This is a genomic window from Streptomyces geranii, assembly GCF_002954775.1.
Classification (GTDB): Bacteria; Actinomycetota; Actinomycetes; order Streptomycetales; family Streptomycetaceae; genus Streptomyces; species Streptomyces geranii.
The window spans coordinates 77,738-100,445 of record NZ_PJME01000017.1; the positions used below are offsets into that span (position 1 = coordinate 77,738).

Annotated in this window: 15 protein-coding genes; 6 read left to right on the plus strand and 9 right to left on the minus strand. The window is 71.3% G+C overall.

Annotation, left to right across the window (positions count from 1 at the left end; translation table 11 throughout):
• Window positions 1-15: 15 nt before the first annotated feature.
• Window positions 16-876: a hypothetical protein gene (locus CW359_RS22905; RefSeq protein ID WP_198655347.1), complete on the plus strand. Its 861-nt coding sequence runs from the start codon at window positions 16-18 to the stop codon at window positions 874-876.
• 152 nt (window positions 877-1,028) lie between these two features.
• Here the strand turns inward: CW359_RS22905 and CW359_RS22910 are convergent, their stop codons facing one another.
• The 3 genes from CW359_RS22910 to CW359_RS22920 all read right to left on the minus strand — a co-directional run bounded on the left by CW359_RS22910 (window position 1,029) and on the right by CW359_RS22920 (window position 3,675).
• Window positions 1,029-1,238 carry a DUF397 domain-containing protein gene (locus CW359_RS22910; RefSeq protein WP_105971957.1) on the minus strand — a complete coding sequence of 70 codons (210 nt, stop codon included), beginning with the start codon at window positions 1,236-1,238 and terminating at the stop codon, window positions 1,029-1,031.
• Window positions 1,239-1,474: 236 nt separating this feature from the next.
• Window positions 1,475-2,332 (minus strand): helix-turn-helix domain-containing protein, encoded by an 858-nt coding sequence (locus CW359_RS22915; RefSeq protein WP_105971958.1) that lies wholly within the window; start codon window positions 2,330-2,332, stop codon window positions 1,475-1,477.
• 581 nt (window positions 2,333-2,913) lie between these two features.
• The gene (locus CW359_RS22920) at window positions 2,914-3,675 is read right to left on the minus strand and encodes a GOLPH3/VPS74 family protein (RefSeq protein WP_105971959.1); all 762 of its coding nucleotides are present in this window, start codon (window positions 3,673-3,675) and stop codon (window positions 2,914-2,916) included.
• 222 nt (window positions 3,676-3,897) lie between these two features.
• Here CW359_RS22920 and CW359_RS22925 point away from each other — a divergent pair, with 222 nt between their 5' ends.
• On the plus strand, window positions 3,898-7,356 hold the full coding sequence (locus CW359_RS22925; RefSeq protein ID WP_105971960.1) for a D-alanyl-D-alanine carboxypeptidase: 3,459 nt from the start codon (window positions 3,898-3,900) through the stop codon (window positions 7,354-7,356).
• A gap of 213 nt (window positions 7,357-7,569) precedes the next feature.
• Here the strand turns inward: CW359_RS22925 and CW359_RS22930 are convergent, their stop codons facing one another.
• From CW359_RS22930 to CW359_RS22945, 4 genes are all read right to left on the minus strand, one after another.
• Window positions 7,570-9,393: a hypothetical protein gene (locus CW359_RS22930; protein ID WP_232838539.1), complete on the minus strand. Its 1,824-nt coding sequence runs from the start codon at window positions 9,391-9,393 to the stop codon at window positions 7,570-7,572.
• Between the two features lie 341 nt (window positions 9,394-9,734).
• On the minus strand, window positions 9,735-10,631 hold the full coding sequence (locus CW359_RS22935) for a MerR family transcriptional regulator (protein WP_105971961.1): 897 nt from the start codon (window positions 10,629-10,631) through the stop codon (window positions 9,735-9,737).
• A gap of 83 nt (window positions 10,632-10,714) precedes the next feature.
• Window positions 10,715-11,242 (minus strand): glutathione peroxidase, encoded by a 528-nt coding sequence (locus tag CW359_RS22940; RefSeq protein ID WP_105971962.1) that lies wholly within the window; start codon window positions 11,240-11,242, stop codon window positions 10,715-10,717.
• Between the two features lie 9 nt (window positions 11,243-11,251).
• The gene (locus CW359_RS22945; protein WP_105971963.1) at window positions 11,252-12,286 is read right to left on the minus strand and encodes an ArsR/SmtB family transcription factor; all 1,035 of its coding nucleotides are present in this window, start codon (window positions 12,284-12,286) and stop codon (window positions 11,252-11,254) included.
• A gap of 100 nt (window positions 12,287-12,386) precedes the next feature.
• Between CW359_RS22945 and CW359_RS22950 the strand changes: the two genes are divergently transcribed.
• From CW359_RS22950 to CW359_RS22965, 4 genes are all read left to right on the plus strand, one after another.
• Window positions 12,387-13,652, plus strand: coding sequence for an MFS transporter (locus CW359_RS22950; RefSeq protein WP_232838540.1), 1,266 nt, complete (start codon window positions 12,387-12,389; stop codon window positions 13,650-13,652).
• Window positions 13,653-13,824: 172 nt separating this feature from the next.
• Complete coding sequence (locus CW359_RS22955; RefSeq protein ID WP_198655353.1) at window positions 13,825-15,699, plus strand: ABC transporter ATP-binding protein; 1,875 nt, start codon at window positions 13,825-13,827, stop codon at window positions 15,697-15,699.
• 169 nt (window positions 15,700-15,868) lie between these two features.
• Window positions 15,869-17,377 carry a hypothetical protein gene (locus CW359_RS22960; protein ID WP_105971964.1) on the plus strand — a complete coding sequence of 503 codons (1,509 nt, stop codon included), beginning with the start codon at window positions 15,869-15,871 and terminating at the stop codon, window positions 17,375-17,377.
• 161 nt (window positions 17,378-17,538) lie between these two features.
• On the plus strand, window positions 17,539-20,700 hold the full coding sequence (locus CW359_RS22965; protein ID WP_105971965.1) for an FG-GAP repeat domain-containing protein: 3,162 nt from the start codon (window positions 17,539-17,541) through the stop codon (window positions 20,698-20,700).
• A 57-nt stretch (window positions 20,701-20,757) separates the two neighbouring features.
• Here CW359_RS22965 and CW359_RS22970 read toward each other — a convergent pair whose 3' ends face one another.
• Entirely contained in the window at window positions 20,758-21,759 is a 1,002-nt protein-coding gene (locus CW359_RS22970) for a hypothetical protein (RefSeq protein WP_105971966.1), read from the minus strand.
• 362 nt (window positions 21,760-22,121) lie between these two features.
• The gene (locus tag CW359_RS22975; RefSeq protein ID WP_105971967.1) at window positions 22,122-22,703 is read right to left on the minus strand and encodes an HD domain-containing protein; all 582 of its coding nucleotides are present in this window, start codon (window positions 22,701-22,703) and stop codon (window positions 22,122-22,124) included.
• Between the last annotated feature and the right edge of the window lie 5 nt (window positions 22,704-22,708).

Consider the following 22,708-nt stretch of genomic DNA (forward strand, 5'->3'; position numbering starts at 1 on the left):
GGAGAGGGGAAGGCAGTGAGCGAGCGGAACGAGAAGACGGACGGCGTCGGGACGAGCGAGGTGTACGCCGAACTGGCGGCCGTCGGCCCGTACGGAGTCCACCCGGGCCATGCGCTCATCACCATGGTCGAACCGCACCCGGGCCACGAGTACGCGTACAACCGCTGGTACGAGGACGACCACTACTACGCCGGTGCGATGGCGATGCCCTGGATGTTCTCCGGGCGCCGCTGGGTCGCGACCCGGGACCTCCAACTCCTGCGCGGGCCCGAGAAGTCGGCGGTCGCGCAGCCGGTCACGGCGGGGTGCTACCTCTCCACCTACTGGATCACGGACGGCCGCTACGCCGACCACATGCGCTGGACCGTCGGCATCAACAAGCGTCTCAACCGCGACGCCCGGGTCTATCACGACCGTACGCACGTCTTCACGGCCTTCCAGGACCACGAGGCGACCGTCTACCGGGACGGCGCCGCCGGTCCTCGGGACTTCCACGCGCTCGACCACCCGTACGCGGGGCTGGTGTTGCAGGTCGTCGACGCCGAATCCCCGGAGGGGCGGGCCGAGTTGCTGGAGTGGCTGCGGGCCCGCCACCTGCCCAAGCGGCTCGCCGGGTCACCCGCCGCCATGGTCACGGTCTTCCGCCCGACCCCGCTGCCCGGCGACCGGATGACGTATGTGAAGCAGGTCGAGGGCGTGGACGTACGGCTGACGCTGCTGTGGTTCCTGGAGGCGGATCCGCGGGACTGCTGGGAGCCGCACTTCACGGGGCTGGCGGAGGCGGTGCGGGAAACGGGCCTGGGGCGGGTGGAGTTGGTGGCGCCGTTCGTGCCGACGGTGCCGGGGACCGATCTGTACGTCGACCGGCTCAGGTGACCGGACGGGTGACGGGGGAGGGGCTGGGCATGGCCGAGCCCCCTCGGCCAGGACGGCGGGCCAGTCGAGAGGGCTCTTCCTTGCGGTGCTTATGGAGTTGTGGAGAGTGGCGGTACCACATCGGATGAAGTCGAGATCGGATGAGGTCGAGATCAGATGAGGTCGGACGCTCCCCGGCTGACCTCTGCCACGAACGAGTTCCATGAGTCGGCCGGGAAAGCCAGGGTCGGGCCTGCCGGGACCTTGGAGTCCCGGACCGCCATCGCCGCGTGAACCGGGGACTTGACCTCGACACACGCGCCGTTGCCCGTGGAGTACGAGGACTTCGTCCAGGTGCTCGTGGCGCCTTGCTGAATTGCCATGTTCGCTCCGCTTTTGACCAGTGATGAGGTGATGAGTTGCTGTCGCCGACCGGAGGCCCCCTGCGGGGCCCCGCGGCCGGATCGCGCCAACGTTGTTCCTTGATGGCCTGATCGACGCTACTCGCCAACATCCGTATGCGGACCGGTCGTTCACTCGACCGGGTGGCATATACCAGCTGGGTCTTCCACTGGCGTGAGGCGGAGGTGTACTGTGCGCCCCTTGCTTCTCCAGGGCGTCAGTGCGCGTACTCTTTCGCCAAGTCCGCGATGAATTGCCGGGATTGCTCGACATTCAGGGCCTGTGCCCGCAAATGCTCGTACATGACGCTGTACTTCTGCACGTCCTGCGCCTTCTCCAGATAGAGGTCGCTGGTGACGCCCTCGATGTAGACCACGCTGGAATCGGCCGCGTCCGGGAACTCCAGGATCGCGTACTGGCCGTTGAGGCCCGGATGCGCCCCCATGTCGAAGGGGATCACCTGGACGGTGACGTGCGGCAGCTGCGACTGCTCGACCAGGGACTCCAGTTGCTCCCGCATCAGCAGCTTGTTGCCCACGACGCGGCGCAGCGCCGCCTCGTCGAGGACCGTCCACAGCCGCAGCGGGTTCTCCAGCGCGGTGATTCGTTCCTGCCGGCGCAGCCGGACCTGGACGCGGTTCTCGACGTCGCTGGAGGGCGTCTCCGGCAGCGCGCCGGAGATCAGCGCCTCCGCGTACGGCCGGGTCTGCAACAGCCCCGGGATGACCTGGGGATCGTAGACGCGCAGTGACGCCGCGTCCGTCTCCAGCCCGATGTACACGCTGTACGGGACGTCCCCGAACGCGTGCCACCAGCCCTGCTGGCGGGAGTCCTTGGCCATCTCCATCAAGGAGTCGACCATTCGCTGGTCCTCGACCTCGTACACCCCGCACAGGTCGCGGACGTCGCGCTGGCTGATGCTGCGGCGGCCGTTCTCCAACCTGCTGATCTTCGACTGGGAGACCAGGAGCCGCTCGGCGACCTCTTCGGCCGTCATGCCCTTCGCTTCGCGGAGCCTGCGCAACTCCTGGCCCAGTCGGCGTCGCCTGACGGTGGGATTGACGTTGGACGCCATGGGACGTGCACCTCCGGGTGCGTGCCTGTACTTGCCACTTTCCGTATCTGCTGTTGAGCAGACTGCCACCAAGGTGTGTGCTACCGCTGGGAAACTGCGGATATGCGGTGCCCAGTCGGGAGATATGCGCCCGGTACACGCCAGTCCGGCGGATTCCGCTTACCGTCCGGGGGCGGTTTCCGGTCGTCCCGGGGCGCGCATGTGCCGGGGTCCGTTGCCGGGCGCGCGGGGCCGTGTTCGCGATTCGCGGGTGCGGCGGCGGTACGCGCGTCAGGGCGCGGCACGGCCACCGGAACCGGCCAGCCGGCCCACTGGAACCGACCGACCGACCGACCGACCGACCGGCCGGGCTGCGGACGTGCGGCCCTGGCTCCGGACATGCGGTCGCGCGGGACGGCGAGGACCGGTTCGGTCGTCCTCACGGACGGCCTTGCGGCCCTCGCCGCCCCGCGCGGACCAGCGGCTCCCGAACCGGTCTTGGGGACTGCGGTGCGGCGCTGATGATGCCCTGCGTGGTGCCCTGCGTGGTGCGAGGTGGTGCGGGTGCCTCGTGGACCGGGTGTACGCCGTGGGACTGCGGCTCAGTGAGCCACGGCGCGCGCCATCGATCCGCGGTGCTGGTGCGGCTGCATCGGAACGCCGCGGGCGGGCTCCGGTGCGGGCCTGGCTCCGGGTGCGGCCTGACGGCCGACCGGTGCCGGGCTGCGGCGCGGCTGGGCCGCGACGCCGTTCTGCACGTCCATGACAGCGTGAGCCACCAGGCCACCCATGGGGTCGTGCCGGATCAGGTCCCGCAGCCGGGAGCGGGACGAACGTCCCTCGTTACCCGGATACAGGTGCTTGCCGAGTCCGACCGCATGGGCCAGCGCGGCGAGCGCCGCCGTCCGCGGGTCCGGCGGGACGCCGGTGCGGATGGCTGTGTCCAGCCGGGCTCTGATCTCCCGGCTGATCTCCGTGTCCGTCGCCTGATAGCGAGTCGTCGGAAGCACCCCGCACATCTGTCCCGCCACGGCATGCACCATGCCGCACCGCTCAAGATGCGAGAGGTAGGTCTGACGCAGCCCCAGGCGGGGCCCGCCAATCCAGTTCACTGCGCGTACGGGTGCTCCGCGTCGGCGAAGCAGTTCCAACGCACAGTCCAGTGTTGGATCTCCAGTCGGCCGTGGTACGACCACGGCGATACGATCCCCGTCCGGGGCTATCCGTCCGGCCAGCGCCAGCTCCACTAGCTGCGCTCCGGCCAGACCGAGGTCGAGCGACTGCGGCTGTGCGGTGGTACCCGTGGCCGGGTCCAGCGCCAGCAGAAGAAGCTCTTCCGGAATTGATCTGCGGCTCCTGCCCATCCATGCCTCCCCGCGTGGATGAATGACAGGGTGACCCCTCTCACATTCATCTGTCGAGAGGGCGTGACCGGTTCGTAGTGGAACCAGTAGGTATGTCGTTCTCGTCTACCGCAGGAGTCAAGGTCGCGCACAGGACACTGGTAGCTCGTTCGGACAGTGTCGTCCGGGCGGCCTTTTCACGGTTCACGGTTGGTTCGGTACACGCACGAGAACGTGCGGCGCATGGAGGAGGCATCGGTGGCGGGCGAGTCCCCCGACAGGTCGAAGCAGCGCGAGTCGTCGGAAGAACCGACGTCGGGGAGCGCGGGTCCGGTTCCCGGGGCCAGGAGTGAATCCGGCACCGGGGCCCGCGATCCACGACTCGCGGTGGCCAGGGACCGGGAGCCCACACCACGCGGTGGCGTGGACACGGCGACCCGGGTGTTCTCCCGCCGGGATCTCCCACCGGAAGAAGGCACGGAGCCGACCCCGGCGGACGGCACGGGCGACGCGAGGCTGGGCACGGCGACGGCGGAGCGGGTCCCCACGGCCGACGAGGGCGAGCCCGAAGGCGCCGAGGATGCCGCCGCGGGAGCAGGCCCCGATGCGGAATCCGCCCCCGACGGGGATACGACGACTGCGGCCGACGCCCCTGAGAGCGGCGAGGAGCCCGCACGGGCACCGACGCCCGCCGCAGGGCCCGCTTCCGACTCCGAGGCCCCTGAGAAGGCCCCTGAGGCCCCGCAAGGCCCCTCGGGTGGGCCTCGGGAGGTCTCCTCTGAGCCGAAGAGCGCACAGGAGAGCACCCCGAAGCAGACGACTCCCGCCCCCGAGAGCAAGCCGACCCCGAACACGAAGGCAGCCGACGCCCCGGGCGCCACCAGGCCCCCGGCCGCAGCCGACGCCACACGGACGGACACCAAGGCGACCAGCACCCCGGGCGCGCCTCAGTCCCCGGCCACGGACGCGGACGAAGTCGCCGAGACCCCGACGACGGGCACGACTCCGGCCACAGCCACGGACACGGCCGAGACAGGCGACGCCGAGCCCCGACCTTCGGTCGCGACGTCGACCTCCGCCTCGGCGACGGATGCGGCTCGGGCCGCAGACGCAGATGCAGCCGACGAGGCCGCTGCTGCGCCCCGGCCTTCGGGCGCGACCCCGGCAACGGCTCGGGCCGCAGGCGCGGATGCGGCTGACGCAGACGGTGCTGCGCCTCGGCCCTCGGGTACGAACCCGGCCTCGGCGACGGATGCGGCTCCGGCCGCAGGCGATGCCGAGACCCAGGTCCCGGGCGCGACCCCGACCTTGACCTTCGGCGCGACCCCGACCCGTGCCCCGGCGGCGGGCGCTGCTCGGGCCGCAGCTGCGGACGCCGACGCCGAAGGCGCCTCCGTCCCGGCTGCAGGCACGGAAGCTGCCTCCGAGGCGAGCGGCGCCTCGACCCGGACCTCGGCCACGGCCGCGGTCCCGGCCACAGGCGCGGATGCCGATCCCCGAAACGCCTCCGCCCCGGCTGCGGGTGCGGAAGCCTCCGCCGAAGCGGCTGGCGCCGCGACCCGGCCTCCGGCCACCGGCGCGACCTCGGCTCCTGCCCCGGCTGCGGGCCGGAGCGCCGACGCAGAGGGCGCGGCCATCCCGGCTCCGGGCGCAGGAAACGCAGCCGAGGCCGGCGGCGCACCCACCCGGACCTCGGTCACGGACGCCGCCCCGGCCACGCCCGCAGCTGCGGACCCCAGCACCGAAGGCGCCTCCTCCCCGGCTGCGGGCGCAGCCCCCGCCGAGGCGGGCGGTGTCTCGGCCTCGGCGTCGGTCGCAGGCGGGGCAGCGGGCGCGGCTGCCGCCCGAGCCGGCGGCGCCCGTACCCCCGGCTGGGCCCGGGCCGCGGACGCGGACGCTCGCGCTGAAGCAGACGAGGTTCCGGCCAAGGGCACGACCCCGGCCACGGACGACGGAACCCCCGCTCCGCCCACGGCCGCCGACGCGGACACCCCCGCCGAAGCCGACCGCACCCCAGACACTGACCCCACCCCAGACACAGACCGCACCCCCAAGCCCCCCGTAGACCAACCCACCGCCGTCTTCAAAGCCGTCCGTCCGCCCGTCGCACCCTCCGTCGACCAGCCGACCACCATGCTCAAGCTCGGTGATGTCCCCGCCGGGAAGGCCAAGGCGGTCGGAAAGCCCGAGAGCGGTGACGAGGTCGGGGCTCCTGCCGGTGCCGGGGGCGGCAGCGCGGAGTCTGTTTCTGAGCGCACCAGCAAATTTGTTGCTCTGCGGCAGCTGGACGACCCGGCCACGCGTAAGCCGCCGGTGGCGCCCGCTGCGCCCGCCGCACCGACCGCCAACGCTCCCGCCGCCGCTGCCACCGCCGCGATTCCGCAGGTCGGGCCCGAGCGGACCACCCAGCAGCCGCTGCCGCCGCTGCCGCCGTTGGACCTGCTCGCCGAGCTGACCAACACCCCGCCGCCGCCGAACACCCCGGTGCGGACCATCGTGCGGCGGGTCAAGATCTGGACGCCGCTGGTCATTCTGCTGGCGATCATCTTTGCAGTCGTACAGACTCTGCGCCCCCTGCCGACCCCCGAGCTGACCCTCACCGCCGACGACTCCTACACCTTCGACGGCAAGGCGGCCACGCTGCCCTGGCCCTCCGAGGGACAGGGCTGGATGGACGTCAACGGCATCGGCACGATGGGCAACTTCGGCGAGCAGACGCCGGTCGCCATCGGGTCCGTAGCCAAGGCCATGACCGCCTACATCGTCCTCAAGGACCACCCGCTGAAGGTCGGCGAGGACGGTCCGAAGATCACGATCGACGCGACCGCCGAGAAGGAGGGCGGCTACTACAAGGACAACGAGTCGACCCTCAACACGGTCAAGGAGGGCGACACCCTCACCCTCAAGCAGGCGCTGTCCGCCGTCATGATCCCCTCCGCGAACAACATCGCGCGCCTGCTGGCCCGTTGGGACGCGGGCACCGAGGCGGCGTTCATCAAGAAGATGAACGACACCGCCAAGGAACTCGGCATGAAGAACACCACCTACACCGACGCCTCCGGGCTCAAGGAGACCACCGTCTCCTCCGCCGAGGACCAGGTGAAGCTGGGCCACGAACTGGTCCGTATCCCCGCGCTGATGGACATCACCAAGCAGCCGTACTGGTACGACCCGTCGGGCCAGAAGTGGCGCAACTACAACGACCTCGTCCCCTACAACGGCGCCATCGGCATCAAGACCGGCACCACCACCGCCGCCGGCGGCAACCTGCTCTTCGCCGGCACCAAGGAGGTCGGCGGCGAGACCGTCACCGTCGTCGGCGCGATCCTCGGCCAGCACACCGCGCCGATCATCGACACCGTCAACAACGTCAGCGAGACCGCGCTGATCGCCGCGGGCGAGGCCCTGCTCTCGTCGAAGATCCTCAAGAAGGGCGACGTCGTCGGATACGTCGACGACGGACTCGGCGGTCACACGCCGGTCGTGCTCTCGAAGGACGTCACGGCGGTCGGCTGGGCCGGGCTGAAGGTCGAGCTGTCGTTCGCCGCGGCCGACGACCTCCCGCACTCCGCCAAGGCCGGCACCTCGGTGGGCACCCTCACCGTCGGCGACGGCAGCGGCAGCGCCGTGGAGGTACCGGTACAGCTCCAGAAGGACCTCGTGGAACCCGGCTTCGACAAGAAACTGACGCGCGTCGGCTGAGCGGCGGCACAGAGCAGCACAGGGCAACACAGAAGTGGGGGGGGGGGGGGGGGGGGGCCCCCCCGGACCCCCCCCCCCCCAAAAACCCCACAAATAAGTGCCCCCCCCCCGGTGTCCCGCTTTCCCCTGTGTCCCACATTGTGGGGGGGGGGGCGCGGGCCCCCCCCCCCCCCCCCCCCCCACTTCTCAGTCTCGCTCCTACTTGTCCCGCCCCTACTTGTCCTTGTCCTTGTCCTTCTCCTCCTTCGCCTTCTCCTCTTCCTTCTCGCACCGCAACGTCGTCTCCTGGCTCGGCCCCCCGTACGCCGAGCTGATCCGGATGTCCCCCGGCTGCTCGACCGTGAGCTTGGTGAACTCGCCCTCGTCCGTCAGGCAGCCGTTCTCCGCCCACAGCCACGGCGAGTACGCGATCCGGACCGTCACCTCGCCCGCCTTCGGCATCCGTACGACGAGGTTGGCGCCGTCCGCGCTGACCACGGAGGCGGGCCTGTCGACCAGCGGGGTCGCGTTCTTGACCCGGTAGATCTTCCAGTTGGCGTCCTCCCAGACCGGCTGGAGATAGCTCGGCCCGCTGGTCACCAGGGCGTGCTCCAGTTTCGCCGGGCCGTCCGGTTCGCCGTTGACGAGGACGACGAAGCCCACCGCCCACTGGGAGAGCCACGCCTTGTACGCGGCGGCGGAGAAACCGCCCTCGGGCTCCTCCGTGCCGCCGTGGCCCTCGTAGAAGAGCCGGCCCCGCTCGACGTCCGCCTGCCGGTTCCAGCCCCGGGCCATGTTGATGTACGGGGCGAGGATGGCGGCCTCGCGGTGGTCGCGGGCCGGGACGACCTCTACGCGCGTCTGCTCGGCGCCGAGCCGCTTCAGCTCGTTCACGACGCCGTCCGTCTTCACGGCCCACTCGGGCACCGTGGTGTTGGTGGCGATGTCGGCGATCGTCTTGCCCGACAGCCAGCTCACCGCGATGGCCATGGCCAGCCCGAGCGCCACCATGCGCCGCCGGGCCGTGAACCAGGGGAGGGGCAGCACCAGCCGGGCCGTGAACCGGGGGAGGACGAGCAGCGGCGGCCGGACATCGGCGGCGGCCGGCACGGCACCCCCGTCCGGCTCGTCCTCCGTCCGCCCCGCGGTCTCCTCGCCCGGCCGTCTCTCCGTCGTGCGGTACATCATGATCGCGAGCAGCGTCGCCGGTGCCGCCAGCTCCGAGAGCCGCTCGACGTTCGTACCGATCGGCGTCGGGATCAGGTAGCAGAGGACCACGCCGACCGCGTACACCGCCGCGCCCAGCCGCAGGGTGCGCCAGGCGCTCGGCGCCGTCAGGACGACGATCACGCACAGCACGACCGGCGGCCATATACGGGTGAACGGCATCGGCTGCTCGCCCTCGAACGGGAACAGCAGCGTCGTCACACCCACCACGGCCACCGGGGGCACCAGCAGGGCCGCCGCCCGGCCCCAGTCCCGGGACAGGAGGTAGGCGGCGCCGACGACCAGGACGAACAGCCCGGCGACCGGGCTGCCGGTGGTGGCCAGCGTCGCGCACAGCGCGGCGGCGCCGAGGTGCCGGGCGCCGCGACCGCTGACCACGGCCAGGACCGCCGCCATCGCGAAGGCGGTGCCCAGCACGAACGTCGAGCGCCCCGAGATCACCTGGCACCACAGCGAGAACCCGACCGCCATCGCGGGCCACATGGGCTTGTGCACGCCCGTGCGCGCGACGAGTTCCGCGCCGAGGAGCGTGGCCATGACCCCGGACAGCATGGTCGTCGCGACGACCCCTATGGCGGCCATCAGGTACGGCGACATCAGGCTGTAGTTGGCCGCGTGCAGACCGCCGTACCAGAACAGGTTGTATGCGGAACCCGGGTACATCTTCGCGAACTCGGCCCACGCCACCTGGGCGGCCAGATCGCCGCCGCCGGTCGCGAAGACCGCCCACCAGACGAAGTACAGCGGCACCGCGCAGGCGGTCACCGTCAGGGCCACCCGGTGGCGCTCGTGCCACACCTCACGTGCCTGCGTGGGCTTGTCGGCGCGCATGGCAGGTCTGCGTGGGGTCAGCTCGGCAAAGGCCACTGCGATTCCGTTTCCGTTCGGCTCGGGCGCGCGCACATGACTGGCGGGTGCTGGCTGGTGTCTGTCCTGTGGAGGTCTCTCCGAGGTAGACGCTAACCGTCCCCCGGGAGTTGGCCGACAGGGCCCCATGTGACCAGGTGGTGACCGGGGTATGACGGAAAAGAGCCCCATCAGCTTGAGGCGGTTCCCGGGCGGGCGCGACCGGATAATTCAGGCCGCGCCCTTCCGGACATTCTCCTACGTCACGGGAAACGCGATCGCTCGCTCACGTCACGGGGACCGCGCCCACGCCACGGAGAACGTGCTCACGTCACGGGAAAGGCGATGTCGCACACCGCGTCGTCCGGTCCCGCCGCGTCCCAGTCCGCGAAGTACACCTCGCGGCAGGGCCCCGCCGCCTCGATCCCCTGCCCGGCCAGCCACCGCTCCACCGCCTCGAAGGCGGCGATGATCTGCGGATGGGCCACCTGCGCCTTGCTGATCCGGGTGTACGCGAGCCGCCGGGCCGGTTCCACCCGTACCGCCGTCCCCCGGGCCCGCCCGTGCGCCTCGGCCCAGGCCCGCGCGGCGGCCTCGTCGGCGACCGGGACGCACGCCTCGGCCGGGCCGTCGCTCTCCATGGACACCTCGGAGTGGTAGACGACGAACGGCGCCGCCGTCACACCCCCGCACTCCCGCGCGCCCGCCTCCAGCCGCCCGAGCGACGCCCCGATCCACGCGGGCAACTCATCCGCGAGAGTGTGCCGCGTCTCCGTCAGCACCACCCTCTCGGGTACGTCCACGGTCTCGACGACGAATTTTCCGTACAGCTCGGCCATCTCGGAGCTCCTCCCCGACAGTCGTCCACGGAGGTAGGCGGCGAGGGTGCGCCGGCGCGCGAGCCGCTCCTCGACGTCCGCCCAGTAGGCGGCGAGCCGTTCGGCGGCGGCCGGCCCGTCCCGCTCGACCAGGTCCACGACCTCGCCGATCAGGGCGAGCGGCATGTCCAGCTGCCGCAGCAGGGCCACCAGGCGGGCACGTTCGGTCTGCGCGGCCCGGTAGTAGCGGTAGCCGTTCACCTCGTCGACGTGCGCGGGGGCGAGCAGCCCGAGCCGGTCGTACAGCCGCAGAGCCTTGGCCGAGAGCCGGGCCCGGGCGGCGAACGCGCCGATGGTGAGCAGCTCGTCGTCCCCGTCCACGTCCACCCCGACATCCTCCGTCACCGGGCACGGTCGGCCCGGTGACACAGGACGCTCACCCTTGCCCCAGGGACAAGGTCAACCGGAGAGAAAGGATCGGGCCGGGCTCAGCCGAGGGCCTTCTCCAGCGCGCCGACCAGCTCCGCCGTCTCCGGCTCGGTCTGCGGGGAGAAGCGGGCGACGACCTGGCCGTCGCGGCCGATCAGGAACTTCTCGAAGTTCCAGCGGATGTCGCCGGTGTGGCCCTCACCGTCGGCGAAGCCGACGAGACGGTCGTACAGGGTGTGCCGGGCGTCCCCGTTGACCTCGATCTTCTCGGTCATCGGGAAGGTCACGCCGTACGTCGCCGAGCAGAACTCGGCGATCTCCTCGGAGCTGCCCGGCTCCTGGCCGAGGAACTGGTTGCAGGGCACCCCGAGCACGGTGAAGCCCTTGTCGGCGTACCGCGCCTGGAGCTTCTCCAGCCCCGCGTACTGCGGGGTCAGCCCGCACTTGGAGGCGACGTTCACGACGAGGACGGCCTTGCCCGCGTACTGGGCGAGGTCCGCGGAACCGCCCGTGAGGGCACCGATCTCGACGGCGAGGGGAGAGTCGGCGGAGGGGGAGGAGGAAGAGGGACTGGCATCAGTGGTCATAAACGGATGCTAACTCCGGTCGCCACCGGCCCCGCCCCCCGCCCCCGCCCCCTGTCCTTCGCCCGCCCCGTCCCCCGCCCCCGAAGCCTTGACCAAGACCTCACCGGCCGCCGTGCGCGAGTACAGCACCGACCGGCCCGCCCGCCGCCGCTCCACCAGCCCCGCGTTGAGCAGCACGCGCAGATGCCGCCCGACCGAACCGAGCGCCTGCCCGGTCAAGGCTGTCAGCTGAGTAGTACTCCGGGGTGAGACCAGAAGTACGAGCACGGTGCTACGAGCGGAGCCCAGCAGTGCCGAGAGGGCGGCCGGCGCGGCCCGCCCGTCCCGCCGGTCCCCGGCCAGCGCCCCCGCGCACGGGTAGATCACCGCGTACCGCTCCGGCTCCTCCCAGGACACCCACCCCGTCTTCGGCGTCACGGGTACGAAGACCAGCTCGGCGCCGGAGATCTCGCGGGGCGGGTACTCGTGCAGATTGACCTGGAGCCGGTCGCCGTCGAGCCAGCGCGTGCCGGGCCGCAGCGCGTCCAGTACGCCCGCCCAGCCGACCTGACCGACCCGCGCCGTCCGGGCGACCACATCGGCCTCCAGGACCCGGCGTCTCCGGTCCCAGTCCGGGCGTACGACCTCCTCCCACAGGTGGGTGAGCAGGTCGGCGGCGCGTTCCGGGAGGTCGTCCCGGTCGGCGAGGGCGGCGGGGAGCGGGCCCGCGAGGGCGCGGGTGAGGTGGCCGCGGGCCAGGGCGGGATCGACCGTACGGACGCGGGCGACGGCCTCCTCGAACGTCTCGCCGTACCGGGGGGTCGGGGTGAGGAAGTCGGCGATCCACTCCCGCCCGAGGCCCGCGCGGACGAGCAGCGCGGTGACCGGGTCGCGCGCGAGGCGCTCGCGGTACGCGGGCAGCCGGGCGGCCAGCCAGACGCGCTCGCCGGGGTGCGAGGCCGTCCCGGAGTGCAGCAGCCGCAGGCTCGCGAAGGTCTCGGCGAGCGGCGAGACGACGAACCGGCTGCGGGCGAGGGTGTCGGCGTCCACCTGCCACCAGCCCACGTCCCCCGCCTTTCCTCCGCTGCCCTTCCCCACCGCCCTGAGGTTTCGCACGTACGCGAAACAATAACGACCGCCCCACCTGTCCTCGCAGACTCCGCGCATGCGCAGCTACTCCGCCCTCTTCCGCACGCCCGAATTCACCCCCCTCTTCCTCTCCACGGCGCTCAGGACGGCCGCCTCGACGATCGGCGGCCTGGCCCTCGCGACCCTCACCTACGACGCCACGGGCTCTCCGCTGCTCGCCGCGCTGAGCATGTTCGGCCCCCAGCTCGCCCAGGTGGCCGGCGCGACGACCCTCCTCTCGGCCGCCGACCGCCTGCCGCCGCGCGCGACCCTGACGGGCATCGCGCTGGCCTTCGCCCTCGGTACGGCGGTGACGGCGACGCCGGGCCTGCCGATCGGCGCGCTCTTCGCCCTCCTCTTCGTCCTCGGGCTGATCGCGTCGCTGGGGGCCGGGGTCGGCTGGGGTCTGCTGAACGAGATCCTCGCCAAGGCGGGCTATCTGCTGGGCCGTTCGGTCTTCAACATGGCCAACGGGCTGATGCAGATAGCGGGTTACGCGACGGGCGGCGTCCTGGTGGCCACCCTCTCGCCCCGCACCACCCTCCTCACCGCCGCCACCCTCTACCTGGCGGGCGCCCTCGCCACCCGCCTGGGCCTGACCCGCCGCCCACCCCGCCTGACCGGCCGCCCGTCCATCGCCCGAACCTGGCGTACGAACGCCCAGTTGTGGTCGGTACGCCCGCGCCGCCTCACCTATCTCGGCCTCTGGCTCCCCAACGGCCTGGTCGTCGGCGTCGAGTCCCTGTACGTCTCCTACGACCCCGGCTCCGCCGGCACCCTCTTCGCCTGCGCGGCCCTCGGCATGCTCATCGGCGACATCACGATCGGCCGCTTCGTGCCACCCCGGCTGCGCCGCCAACTCGCGGTACCGCTCCTGCTGTTGCTGGCCGTACCGAACCTGTTCTTCGCCCTCACCCCGGGGGCCTGGGTGGCCGCGCTGACGGTCTGCGTGGCCTCGGTCGGCTACGGCGCGAGCCTCGTCCAGCAGGAACGCCTGATGTCCCTCACCCCGCCCGAACTCTCCGGCCACGCCCTCGGGTTGCACTCCGCCGGGATGCTCACGGCGCAGGGCGTGAGCGCGGCCCTCGCGGGCACGATCGCCCAACTCACCTCCCCTGCAACGGCGATGACGTCGATGGCGGCGGGATCGGTGTGCGTGACGGTGGGCCTGGTGCTGGCGGGACGCGGACGGCGGCCCGGCGGGTCCGGCGACGAGTGCGCCACGCCGACGGCGAGGGAAGAACTGGGCGTGACGCATGCGCCCGGCTCGCCAAGGGGGACCCACTCGGATGACGACGCGTGACGAACGTACGGAGAAGGCGGAGAAGGCAGAGAGGGCGGAGAAGGTAGGGAAGGCGGACACGGCGGAACAGGCGACCGGGGAGGAAACCGGTGCCGACGGTGGTACCGACGGTGGTGCCGACGGGGTCTCCGAGTCCGAACGGCTGCTGTTCGGGGGGCCGTTGAGGTACGACATGGGGTGGAACCAGCACCAGGGGTCCTTCCTGGAGCTGGGGCTGCGGACCATGATCGGGCGGATGCCCCGGCTGATCGGCGCCACCGTCCGGCTCGCCCACCGCGCCGACCCCCGCGCGCTGCGCACGGTCGCCGTCGCCGAGCTGGGCGGGGGAGTGGCGCAGGCCGTCGGGCTCGTGGCCGTCAACCAGGTGCTCACCGAACTGCTCGGCGGCGGCGCCACCACCGACCGGATGCGGGACGCCGTACCGGCACTGGTGGTCGTCGCGGTCACCGCGCTCGTCGGGGCGCTGTTACGGTCCGCGTCGACCGCTGGTACCGGGCGGCTCGAACCCAAGGTGTTCCGGGTGGCGACCGAGGAGTACCTGGAGCGGGTGGCCCGGGTGGAGTTGGCCGCAGTCGAGGACGAGGAGTTCCACAAGCTGCTCGACTCCGCGCAGTGGGGCGCCGAGTCCGCGCGGCGCATGATCCGGTTCTGTACGTCGGTCATGACGGCCGGGATCGCGCTGGTCGCCGCCGCCGGTGTGCTCACCGTGCTGCACCCGGCCCTGCTCCCCCTGCTCGTGCTGATGACCCTGCCCAGCGCCTGGAGCGCGATCACCATCGCCCGCCGCCGCTACGTCTCCTTCCACGCCTGGGTCCAACACGCCCGCGCGGGGCAGCTGTTGGGGCGGCTGCTGATCGACACGCAGGCCGCGCCCGAGGTGCGGGTGCACAACATCGGGCCGTTCCTGCTGCGGCACTTCCGGACCATGGCCGAGACGGGCGAACGGGAACAGACCCGGCTCGCCTCACTGGCCGCCCGTACCGGGCTGATCGCCTCCGGCTGGACCGGCCTGGTGACCGCGGGCGCGTACGGCGTGCTCGGGCTGCTGCTGTGGACCGGGGCCATGGATCTGGCGGTCGCCGGGACGGCCGTCATCGCCATCCGGACCGGTTCCGCCAACCTGGAGGCACTGGTCGTACAGCTCAACTACCTCTATGAGGAAAGCCTGTTCGTCGCCGACCTGGAACGGCTCTGCCAGGAGGCGGACCGTCGGCTGATCCCCGACACGGGCGTCAAACTGCCCGCCCGTGTCGACGCCATCCGCTTCGAGAACGTCTCCTTCACCTACCCGGGCACGGACACCGAACCCGCCCTCGACGCCGTGAACGTCACCATCCCCACCGGCCGGATCGTCGCGCTGGTCGGCAACAACGGCAGCGGCAAGTCCACGCTGGCCAAGCTGCTGTGCGGGCTGTACGCGCCCGACACGGGCCGCATCCTCTGGGACGGGCTCGACTCGACCGAGCTGGACCGCACCGACCTCTTCGACCGGATCGCCGTAGTCGCCCAGGACTTCTACCGCTGGCCCTTCACCGCCCGCGTCAACATCGCCATCGGCCGCCCCGACGCCCCGCACGACGACCAACTCCTGCACGAGGCAGCCGAGTACGCGGGCGCCGACGAGACCATCGCCGCCCTGCCCCGGGGCTGGGACACCCTCCTCGCCCGGGGCTACAAGGGCGGCCACCAGATCTCCGGCGGCCAGTGGCAGCGCCTCGGCATCGCCCGCGCCCGGCACCGCGACGCCCGCGTCCTCGTCGTCGACGAACCGACCAGCGCCCTCGACGCGGAGACCGAGCAGCGCGTCTTCGACCAGATCCGCAGCCTCGCGGCGGCCGGCCAGACGGTCATCCTGATCACCCACCGGCTGCACAGCGTCCGGCACGCCGACGACATCTACGTCCTGGAGCGGGGCCGGGTCGCCGAACACGGCACGTTCGAGGACCTGATGAGGCCGGACGGTGACGGGCAGGGGCTGTTCCGGCGGATGTATCTGGTCCAGTCGGAGCAGTACCGCCTCGACGGGGAAGAGCGGGGCGGAGAGTGATCCACATCACGCGCGCGTGATGTGAAGAAAGTGAAGCAAGTGTGGCTCGTGGGGTGCGCGGGACTGGCATGCTCATGCGTGGCTACCGAGGGGTAACCGTCCGTGCTCCGCCCCAACCCCCGTGCCCCGTCCCCCAGTTCGATCGACTCGATCCCGAGGACCCCCACGCGTGCACAAGCTCACCAGACATGCCCTGCTGGCGTCCGTCACCGTCGCCGCCCTGCTCACCACCGGCTGCTCCGCAAGCTCGTCCACGGAGACCGACGCCGTGGGCGCGGCGGCCGAGACCCCCGCCGCCTCCGCGACCCCGGAACAACTCGCCGTCGTACAGGCCCCGTTGGGCAAGTCGGCACCCACCGCCCTGGCCACCCAGGACGCCTCGGCGGCAGGTGACACGGCCCGGAAGTCCTCGCTCAAGGTCGCCTCGTACGACAAGAAGAGCGGCCGGGCGGTCATCACCGCCAAGTCGGTCACAGCGCCCCCGGCTTCCTCCGCGTCCCCTTCGGACACGGCCACCGCCCCTTCTTCTCCCTCGCCCTCCGCGTCGGAGACATCGGGGGCATCGGAGACGCCCGCCGCCGCCCCCGTGGCGGTCGGTGACGTCATCGCCAGTGCCCCGGCCCCCGGCGCCCCCGACGGTCTGCTGGCCGAGGTGACCGAGGTCGTCGGCGAGGACGCGAGCGGCGGTACGGAGGTCGTCACCAAGGAGGCCGAACTCAGCTCCGTACTCGGCGAGTCCAAGGCCGAGGGCGACGTCCCGGTCGACCCGTCCGCCATCGAGGTCGAGCCGCTCGTCCAGGGCGTGAAGGTCTCCTGGGCGAAGACCGGCGACCTCACCTTCGGCCCCGAGGGCGCCAAGCTCCCGCTGGGCAGCCTGCGCATCGACGTGGGCGCGGCCATCGCCACCGCCGAGGGCGCACCCGCCTCGGCGTCGGCCTCCGTGCAGGGCTTCGTGCAGCTCGCCCCCGAGGTCGCCTTCTCGTACGACGGCTCCGGCGGGACCGGTTCGGCACCCGGCGGCGCCTTCCTCGGGCTGACCGGTGACTGGGCCTCGAAGTGGTCGCTGAAGGGCCGCGCGGCCGGCACCACCAAGACCGACGGCAAGCCGCTGCGCATCCCCTTCGCGGAACTCCACTCCGACCCGGTCATCTACGCGGGCCCGGTCCCGATCGTCGTCAACCTCGACCTCACCCTCTACTTCCAGGTCGACGCCGACGGCAAGGTCACGGTCGACGTCGAGCAGGACCTCAAGGGCGACTTCCGCGTCGGCGGCACCTTCTCCTGGAGCAAGGGCTGGCAGTCGGTCAGCGAGTCCAAGATGACCGGCACACCGCTGGACGTGAACGTCACGGCGACCGGCGACGTCAAGGCGTCGCTGGGCGCGGAGGCGGGCATCGGCCTGTACGGCACGGTCGGCGTCGTCGCCGACCTGGCCCCGTACCTCCGGGTCGAGGCGGACGCGGCGGCGGAGGGATCGAGCGACGGGACGGGCTCGGCGACCGGCTCCTGGGCCCTGTACGGCGGCGTGGACCTCTCCGGCGCCCTCCAGATCCAGCTGACCATCTTCGGCACGCCGATCTTCCAGCACCGCATACCGCTGGGGGAGTTGCACCAGGAGTGGCCACTGGCGAAGGGCGAGGCATCGGCGGTGACGCCGAGTGTGACACCGGCGGCCTGACGTACGGCTGCCTCACGACGACAGGGGCCCTTCCGTCCAGTGGTGGACGGGAGGGCCCCTGCTGTCATGCGCTCCGGGAACCCTTCATCGACTTTGCGAACCCTTGGTAATATCCGGCCAGTTGTGCGAGGGCCGGGTCCTCGCGGGGGAGGGAAACTCACGTGGGCAGACGCGCCCTGAGACGGGGCGGTCTGACCGCCGCCGTCTCCACCACCGTTCTGGCCCTGATGGCCGGAACCCTGTACACGCTCTCCGGCCCGGTGGACGGTGCCGCCGCCCAGGCGGCCGGCACGGTGGCCGCGACCACCACGGAGATCACGCTCGCCGATCCGAAATCGGACACCCCGCGCGCCGCACGCCCGCTCGTCGCGGGCGAGACCGGGTTCCTGAGCCGACAGGCGAAGACCGACGGACTGCAGTGGACGGACTACTCCGACGGCACCAGCGTGACCGTCAGCAACGCGAGCGGCGTCTACACGCCGGGCGAGGGCTGCACGGCCCTCGCCTCCACGTGCCGTACGGCCTGGTACGGATCGGACGGCGACCTGGTCGCCCTGCCGAAGTCCCTGTCCAGCAGGTCCGTCACCCTCTGGGACCCGGAGACGCACGCACTGTCGACCGTGGCGTCCAGCAACAGCTCCAACTACTACCGAGGGCTGGCCGGGGAGACCGTCGTCACCACGTCCACCCTGATCGACTTCGTGGACGGTGAACGGCGCGAACGCGACATCACCGGTGCCGCGACCAGTATCGGCGGGAGCGAACTCAAGGCCGCGGACTCCTCCGGCGTGCTCTGGGCGTACGGCGGCAGGGTCTACTACATCGACCTCGCGACGGCGGTGAACACCGAGGTGTTCACCGATGTCCCGACCAGCGCGCACTTCGTCCAGAGCGCGGACCGGATCGGCTGGTCCAACTCCAACGGCACCGAACTGCATCTCAAGTCCCGCACGGACCTGACCGCCGCGGAACAGGTCATCACCCTCCCGGACGTCAACGAGCTGACCTACCTGGGCGAGCTCGGCGGCAACCCCGCCCTGGTCGATGACCAGCTGCTGCTGCCCATCACCAGGAGACAGGGCGGCGAGGCCGTCAAGGCGGTCTCGATCGTCGACGGGTCCTACAAGACCCTGCTCGCACGGTCCGGCGCGTACACGATCCAGGCGGCCGGTGACGACGCCCTCGTCACCGGCGGCACCGGCCCCGCCGACTGGTGGGTCCAGCGCGTGAGCCAGGCCGAGGACGGCTCGCTCAAGCTGTCGAAACTGCGCCAGGTCCCGCCGGAGGAGAACGCCAAGACCGGCATCGCGCTCAGCCGCGGCAACCTGCGCGTCGCGGAGGACGATCCCGGCGCCGACGCGAGCAACTTCGACACCACGTCCGTACGGACCCTGACGACCGACGGCGCCGCCACGCTCACCGCGTCCGCCGCCACGGAGAGCGTCCGTATCCGCCCGGCCTGCCCGTACACCGGCACCACCTGCGCGGCCCTGTGGGGCAACACCACGGGCTTCGGGCCCCGGGACGTCTACCTGGACACCGTCGACGGCGACGACCCCGGCAGCGGCAACGACACCGCGGACAAGGTGGTCTCGATCGGCTACGTCGCCTTGGAGTTCGGCACCGAGGGCGGCACGATCGTCGACGTCTCCGACGACTACGCCGTCTACAACTCCGGCGGTACGTCCCCCATGCAGTACGTCGGCGAGTACGGCCAGGGCCAGAGGCTGAAGAGGTCCATCCGTACCGCGGCCCTGGGCGGCTCCACCCTCTGGAGCGCCACCACCACCGCCGGGAAGCTCACCTCGTACAGCCTCACCGAGAACAGGACCCTCGCCACGGTGACGGTCCCCTCGCTCGGCTGCGTGCCGAGCGAACTCCAGGCGGCGGGACGCTGGTTGTACTGGTCCTGCGGGACGGACTCGGCGGGCGTGTACGACACGAAGGCCCGTACGTCCCGTGCCGTGCAACCCGGTGACGTGCTGCTCGGCGACGGCTTCACCGTCCGCCACGACCACGACGCCGACCAACTGATCCTCACCGACGCGGCCACCGGCACCACCCGCGTGATCGCTTCCGGCCTGCCCGACAGCGGCCTCGCCGTCGACCGCCGCTACCGCTGGACGGTCGACGAGTACACCGGGCTGGTCGCCTGGTTCGACGCGTTCGAGCAGACACACGTCGCCACGACCGGCATCACACCGTCCGCCCTGACCACGTTCGAGGCGGAAACCGACTTCTACTCCTACCCGGCGTCGTCGGCCCCTTGGTACGGCCGATGGATCCTCTCCCGCCCTGTCACCTCCTGGACCCTGACCCTCACCTCGGTCCAGAGCGGCGCGACGGGCAGGGCCACCCGCACCATCACCGGCTCCACGGCCGCGACCTCGGTGACGGCGACGTGGAACGGCAGGACAGCGAGCGGGAGTTACTTCCCCAACGGCACGTTCAAGTGGACGCTGAAGGCAACAGCCCTCGGCACCACCACCGCGACCACGGCGACCTCCGGATCGGGCTACCTGTTCGGAGGTGCGGCCGTACGCCACGACTTCGGCAGCCTCGACAGCGCGGACGGCCGCGGTGACCTGCTGACCCTCAGCTCCTCCGGCGCCCTGACCGTCCACACCGGCACCGGAACAGGCAGGTTCACCGCCAACACCACCGGCACCGGCTGGGCGACCACCGCCAAGGTGGTCCCCTTCGGCGACCTGAGCGGCGACCGCTGCAACGACGTCCTGGTACGGCTGAGCAACGGCGCCCTGCGCCTGTACAAGCCGGGCTGCTACGCCACGCTCAAGCCGTCGACGTCGTACACGACCCTCGCGACCAGCGGCTGGACCCAGTACGACATCCTCACGTCCCCGGGTGACGTGAGCGGCGACGGCCGCCCCGACCTGATCGCCCGCAACACCTCCACCGGGGCCGTCTACCTCTTCAAGGGCACCAGCACCGGCAAACTCTCCGCCCGAGTGAAGCTCTACGCCAACTGGAAGACGTACAAGAAGATCGTCGGCGTCGGCGACCTCAACGGCGACGGCGTCGGAGACCTGATCGCCCAGGACAAGTCCAACACCCTCTACCGCTACGACGGCACGGGCACTGGCACGGGTGGCTTCAAGGCCCGCGTGAAGCTGTTCGGCAACTGGGGCGGCTCGTACAACGCGGTCGTCGGCGTCGGCGACATCACCGACGACGGCAACTCCGACCTCGTGTCCAGGGACACGTCCGGCAACCTGTACCGCAACAACGGCGACGGCAAGGGGTCGTTCGGCGCACGTGTGAAGATCGCGAGTGGCTGGAAGGGTTACAAGTCGCTTTCCTGACGGCTTAGTTGACGCAATCAGGCGTCTGGAGGCCGGTAACTCCATACAGAGGACGGTTCAGACTCGCTGAGGCACACGCAGCCCGGCACGCACCTGCGCGACCAGCGCACGTACGCCCGGATCGGGCTGACGTGCCGACCGCTCGGGAACGCCGGGCCCACTCCCGTCCAGGCTCCGGCAACCCCGACACAACCCCCCGGGCAGCGCCTCCGGCCGCCCCGGCACCCTGCAGTTCGTGCACTCCAGCATCAGGCGGCGCCGGGGCCCGGGAGTCGGCGTTGCCGGTACGACGGTCCGCTCGGGCGGCATCTTGTCGATCAGCCGCCGCTTGACGAACGCCCGGGGCGAGTGCACGGGGTTCGGGAGCCCGGCGAGGAGGGCGTGGGTGAGGTGCTCGGGGGACGCGCCCCGGGCCACCCACTCGGCGGCCAACTGCTCCAGGGCCGCACAGTCGGCGGCGGACAGCGCGAGCCGGGGCTCCTGGAGACCGAGCCGGGCGAGGGTGTCGTACGCGGCGGAGGGGGCCGAACTCCGTTCGGGGCGGGGTGAGTTGGCCTCCGGGGGCGGTACGGCGCCGGAGGCTTCCGGGTCCTCGTCGGCGGCCGGGGGCTCCTGAACGTCCGTCTCCTCCGAGGCTGCCGCAGCCGCCCCGGGAACCACGTCACCTCGGAGGAAGACAGCCCACCATTCGTTGTCACGTGCGGTACGCGACCAGTAGGTGTGGAAGACCCACCGAGTGCCGCTCACGCTCTCACCGGAGGGGACTTGGCGGCGGACCCGGCGCAGATGCCCGGCCACCCCGAGTTCGTTGAGGGTGGTGCGCACGGCCGCCTGGCCGTACAGGGGCTGCGCCTTGGCGATGGTCTTGGCGTCCATGGCCGCGTTCTCGGAGAGCCGGTCGAGGAGGCCGGCGAGATAGGCGGCGCGGGCCGGAAGATGCTCGAAGTCGCCGTTGCGGGGCGGCGACTGGTCCGGGGCGGAGCGCTTGCCGTAGCCGGGTTTGGCGAGGGGATGGGCTGCGGGGTCGGGCGGGGCAGCGATAAAGTCGTCGTACGCCACGAGATCACTCCTGATGAATCTTGTCGGTCAGACCCCGGCGGGTGTTGGTAGCACCCGGCCGGGGTTGTTTATTGCTGCGAACGCTAGACGGTCACCACGGCGCGTCGCAAGCCGATCACGAAAAGTCACATCCGCTGGTATAGGCGGCAGTTGAGGCGCGCGCGGCGCCCGCGCCAAAGGCCAGGGGAGGGTGGGAGGGTGGGTTCAACTTCCCTCCCATTCAATACAAAAGGGGCTCGGATCTCGGCGCCTGGAGCTTGGGGCTCAGGCTTCGCGGGGTTGCGGGTGCGAGGGGGTGGGGGAGGCGGTGTCGACGCAGCCTCCCCCACTGAAACTCGGGCCCTGAGCTTCGGGCCCCGATGTCAGCCCTGCTTCTCCCCGAGCGCCGCCCGCAGCCACTCCAGTGACCCGGTCGCAAGCACGGCGTCGGCGAGTTCGTTGGCCGACTTGGTGACGAGTCGCCCCCGACTGTTGTCGATCCAGCGTTGCGCGTTCTGGTAGCCCTGGGCCTTGTACTCGACGCCCTGGATCATGCACTCCAGCTTGTCGGCGTCGCGGGCGCAGATGGCCTCGGGGGACTCCTTGGCCTCGTACTCGGCGACGATCTCGCGCACCGCCGAGGCCAACACTTCGGGCATGCCGACGACTTGGTCGTCGGTGACCGCACGAGGGTCCGCGGCGGAGGCGTACTTCTTGCCGAGGTGGTTGACGTCGCCGGTACGGGTCTCCTGGGAGTCGTGCCACACGGCGAGGTAGGCGGCGCGGGCGGGGTCGGCGCCTTCGAGTTTGGCGATGATCGTGGCGAGGAGGGCGGTACGCCAGGAGTGCTCGGCCACGGACTCGGGGTCGCGCACGCCGGCCATCCACCAGCCGGTGCGCTTGGTCTGCTTCAGGGTGCCCGCCTCGTACAGGAAGCGAGCTACCGCAGACAGGTCTTCGGCCACCGTCG